Below are 5,070 nucleotides of genomic sequence, written 5' to 3' on the forward strand. Positions count from 1 at the left end.
GCCAAAAGTAATGGGGCCCCGACTTGTTCGGGGCCACCTTTCACACAACATGGTGCTACTCATTCCATTACTAGCGCAGGGGAGGCAACAACTGTGAGTGAAAAGGTATTGATGCAACAAGCTGAAGCGGCTGAGCAGCCGACGAAACAACGGGTAGTCGTAATCGTTGTTTTATTGGTGACCTTATTAGTAGCATACCTTGACCGGGTTAATGTGTCGGTACTTGTTGCCGATGAAACATTTTTGACTGAGATGGGCATAAAGGGAAATGCCGTGGCGATGGGTTCGCTGATGTCTTTATTCTTGGCTACTTACGCGATTGCCAATAGTATACTGGGGCCACTGGGCGACTGGTGGGGACCGCGCAGGGTAATGGCTTTGGCGATTGTATTTTGGGGACTTTCTTGTATTTACGGCGGTCTGGTATCGACCTTTGCCGGGATGATTGCTGCCAGATGCATTCTTGGTCTTGGCGAAGGGATGCATTGGCCGATGCAGATGAAGTTTGTCCGGAATTGGTTTCCACCCAATGAGCGGGCCAGGGCGAATTCCACCTGGTTGTTAGGTTTGGCGGCTGGGCCGGCGATAGCCATGCCTTTATTTGTGTGGATTGTCGGCAACTGGGGGTGGCGGTCAAGCTTTTTCGCTTTGGCAGCTATCGGGATAATACCATTAATCCTAATTTGGTTTTTTACTACCGACTATCCGCGGGAGAGCAAAAGAATTAACCGTCTGGAACTGGAGTATATTGAAAATGGCTTGAAAGCCGAAACGTTAGCCCAGCAGAAGACCGAGCCAACTACAACATGGGAGGCATCGAAAGGATTTTTATTCAATCTTGATTACTGGCTGTGTGTTATCTTTTATATATGCAGCTCTGCGGCGTGGTGGGGGCTTATGACCTGGATTCCGTCCTATTTGAAAGAGGCCATGGGTTTCTCGTGGAAAAGTATGGGGTTTTGGGCTAATGCACCTTACGCTGCTGCGGTCATTGCGCTTGTTGTGGTGGGCTATCTGACTGATAAGGTGGAACGGAAGGCAACCTTTGGTATCCTGCATATGCTGGGAGGGGCTGCCGGGATTTATTTTGCTGCTCATGCTACTGATCAGATAGAAGCCGCGCTTTGGCTTGTGGTCGCTGTATCAGCGCTGGTAGTCGGACTGCCAGGCCATTGGTCTATGATCCAAAAGGTTGTGCCGGAGAAGGCATTGGCAACAGGCAGCGGCCTCGAAAGCGGCTTAGGCAGCGCCGGTGGAGCGATCACCCCGGTTGTTGTTGGGTATTTTATCGATGCGACCAATAGTTATGTTGGTGGGCTGATGTGTCTGGTGATTTTTTGCCTGGTTGGGGCGCTAGCAATGATAACTCTCTGGTTTCGCAAGGTATAAGATCGGTTTTAAGCTACTTGCATGCGAAGGATGCCACAATTAATGCTTTTCCAATCCGCGTCAATTCTAGAAAACGAGGGGACTGAGGGTGTTGTTTCGAATGGAAGACTTTAATTCCTGTCCCCTGTTTCTTTTATTGCATTGCAGGTGAAAAAAACGCTGCGTAAATCAGAATTTATTTGTAATTAGGGTTTCTTCATGTTTACTGAATCTCGGTAGGATCGGAAGCCCCTATAAGATAAGCAGTAAGTTTTGCATAAAAAATACTTATTTGCCTCGGAACAGCTTGGACAAGTTAGGTATTTTACTTTTTTCTTTCTGTAATGATAGAATTGCACCGATAATTGCAAGGCTGCCTGCGATAAACATGGCGGTCTGGTAGCCACTAACAAATGAGGTATTAATTTCAGGATTGCCGGGCATTACTTTGGTTATATTTGCAATACGATAGTATTCAAAAATGGCAATTGTAATAGTTGTTCCTATAGCTAATCCCAAGAAGCGAAAGAGTGCATTAATCCCGCCCGCTATTCCCAATCTTGCTGCAGTCACTGAACTCATAATAATACTATTATTAGGTGCTTGGAAAAATCCATTTCCCAATCCAATTATTACTTGGGCAGCAACTATATTTAGCAAAATAGTTTCACCTGTAAAGCTGGTGGAATAGTATGAACCTATTGCCAATAAGCCTAGCCCGATCGTGGTAAGCCGGTGTGCTCCTACTTTGTCGGATAACTTCCCACAAAGAGGAGCTACAATTGTCATAACTATCGGACAAACTGACATCATGAATCCCACATTAGTTATAGAGAGGGTAAGAACTGTTTGTAAGAATAGTGGCAGGGAAATGATATTAAATGAAAAGACAATCCACGACAACATTCCAGAAATGTTACCGGTTAAAAAGGCATGGATTTTTAAAATTTCTAAGTCAAGCATGGGTGCGGAACATTTATGCTCTTGACAAATGAACATCCCCAGAGTGAAAACCCATATCAGATTCATAACCACTTGTTTCTCCCAAGACCATTGGAGTCCATAACAGATTAATAGCAATAAGCATACCATCATGATAGTAAACAACACAGACCCAATATAGTCGAAGTTTTCCCGCGGGGGCTTTCTATCGCTAGGTAAGACTATACGAGTCGCAATGAAGCCAAACACTCCAATCGGCATCATGAAAAGGAAGATTGATTTCCAGCCAAAAACTCCTATAAAAATACCTGCTATGCTTGGGCCTGCTACTGCTCCCAGCGCGGCTATCGAACTGACCATACCTAACACTTTCCCCCTTTCCTGCGCGGGAAAACTGCTGACAATGATACCATTACTGTTGGCCATTATAGTGGCAGTACCGATAGCCTGAACCAGCCTTGCTATAATCAACATGATAATTGAATACGAAGCCGCACAGAGAAGAGAACCTATAACAAATGTGCCAAAGCCAATACTAAAAATTTTGCGTGGTTCATACATATCGCCAATTCTTCCTGCTATCGGTAACCAGCAAACCATTACTAATAAATATCCTGATAGTACCCATTGGGCTGTAAGCAAATCTGTTTGCAATGAAGTGGTAATTAATGGCAACGCTATGTTTACAGCAGATGTAGCGAATGTAGCTAAAAAAACACTAACTGCTACAATACCAAAAACTAACCAAGGGTAATAGAGCATTTGCATAATACTTCCTCCTGATTTAAGTGTACATACACGTAACTTGCTATACTATTTCATTTATGGTGATCATGATAGACTATCATTTTAGCGTTTATTCGCTTCATCTCATCACATCACATTTATGAGTAAAATTAATACCAAAGAATTCAAGGATAAGACAGAAATAGAGATAAACTGTCCTGCTTGTATTATAAATAAGCTTCCGCACAAACCCTGAAAAGGAATAACAGATGTCTCTCTCTACAACATAGCAGAAACATCCGCCATTCGCAATTATTAGTTAGCCTATTTGTTACTTTTTATTTTTCCAAACCTGTGCACGTGGAAGAATTCGTTTTTCGTCTAAAAAGCTTGGAAATCGAGCCACATACAGTTGGAGAGAACATTTAATATGCTAAGAGCAAAAGATTTATCTAATATGCCAGAACCGTTAACCTTGTTAATGTTTTCTCAAGAGAAGAATGAATGCACTAACGGCACCCAGTGCAGCGGCGCAGCTTAGAAAGGCAATACCACTTTCAGGATGACCTGTCGCAGAAATTACAAAGCCAACAGCCAACGGTGCAAAGCCTGATAGTGCATTCGAAAGACCTACCAGTATTCCTGAGGCGGTACTTATGATCTTACCCGGTACAAGGTCTTGGAGCAGTGTATAGGCAGCAGGGGTCCCGAAGGACATAAATCCCATTCCCAGGGCGATAAATATAGCTGACATCACATTGCTGGTAGCGGCAACGGAAGTATATATGCCTGTGCCCAGACCAATCATCGCGATCAGGAGGACAGGCGCTCTCCGTCCGAAGGCATCCAGGACATAGCCGGAGACCAGCTTGGTAAAAAAGCCAGCTACTCCCGGCAGCGAGGCTAATGCTCCCATTTCGGCCCAGGAAAACCCGCGCGAATTCTTAAGATAGACTGGTAACCAAGTCATAACACCGAAATATACAAAGGTTTGGCAGCACATGAACAAAACCAGCAGCCAAAAAGAAGTATTCTTGGATAAGGCGGCTATGTTTTGTTTAAAGGTACCTTGTTCCAATTGCCCCTGGACGGCTTTTTCTGTGGCCAGCCCGGATTCGATGAGCTCGAGCTCCGCACTGTTAACCCTTTTATTTTGCCGGGGTGTGTCGGTTGTAAAAAACCACAGCAATACCAGTGGAATCAGACCGATTAATGCCAGTCCAAAGAAACTAAAACGCCAGCCGGCGTAATAGACCATTGCCGACACTAACGGCATGCTAACAACGGGGGCAAGGGTTATTCCCATTGACCAAACCATATTCGCCCGGCCCCGCTCTTTTACGGGAAACCAGTTTTTCACAAAGGTATTTTGCATCGGATAATGCAGGCCTTCCCCAATACCCAATAGAATTCTGGAAACAATAAGGAGCCCAAAAAAGGATGTTAGACCACCTATTACGATCGATAGGATCCATATAAACACAGCAATGAGCATGGCTTTGCGGGGGCCTAAGTAGTCGCCCAGAGGGGCCAGCAGAAAACTGCAGGCTCCATAAGCAAACAGGAAGGCAGTCATGAGCATGCCCATTTTCATTGGTTGACCCTCTAATTGCAAATCATTTATAAACTGTGGGTCGGCTATCAGCACCGAGATATTCACCCGGTCCATAAATGCAATCAACAGTGTAATCAGCAAAATAAATGATAATAAGTGTCTCTGACGTGTCGGTTTTTGATTCATAGTTCCTTCAGGTAATTGTTCCATTTAAAGCATCCTCCCTATTACTGCTGCACCTGTTATACCAAGCATCATTCGGCCGGAATTTCTCACTGCCTATATTTTCCAGGAAGTTATGATTGCGTCAATAGCGATTGAATTGAACACAAAACAGGCCGATAATACAAGTGCGCATACACTAGCTTCTACTCAATCAGTTTTACTGTTATTCTCTTAATTTAGAAATGCAAAATACATGCCAAAAATAATGTCCTTTGTGAAGAGAAACTGTCTGAAGTTATCAAAGGGATGTTTTT

Annotated in this window: 3 protein-coding genes; 1 reads left to right on the forward strand and 2 read right to left on the reverse strand. The window is 44.1% G+C overall.

Translation table 11 applies throughout. From position 1 onward, the window contains the following. Positions 1-93: 93 nt before the first annotated feature. Positions 94-1,389, forward strand: a complete 1,296-nt coding sequence (locus tag VN379_RS04890) for an MFS transporter (RefSeq protein WP_325531383.1) — start codon at positions 94-96, stop codon at positions 1,387-1,389. 267 nt (positions 1,390-1,656) lie between these two features. Here the strand turns inward: VN379_RS04890 and VN379_RS04895 are convergent, their stop codons facing one another. Beyond that, complete coding sequence (locus tag VN379_RS04895) at positions 1,657-3,078, reverse strand: MFS transporter (RefSeq protein WP_325531385.1); 1,422 nt, start codon at positions 3,076-3,078, stop codon at positions 1,657-1,659. A 436-nt stretch (positions 3,079-3,514) separates the two neighbouring features. Continuing rightward, on the reverse strand, positions 3,515-4,801 hold the full coding sequence (locus VN379_RS04900; RefSeq protein ID WP_325531387.1) for an MFS transporter: 1,287 nt from the start codon (positions 4,799-4,801) through the stop codon (positions 3,515-3,517). Between the last annotated feature and the right edge of the window lie 269 nt (positions 4,802-5,070).

Origin of the sequence: Sporomusa sp. (genome assembly GCF_035561255.1) — a bacterium.
Classification (GTDB): domain Bacteria; phylum Bacillota; class Negativicutes; order Sporomusales; family Sporomusaceae; genus Sporomusa.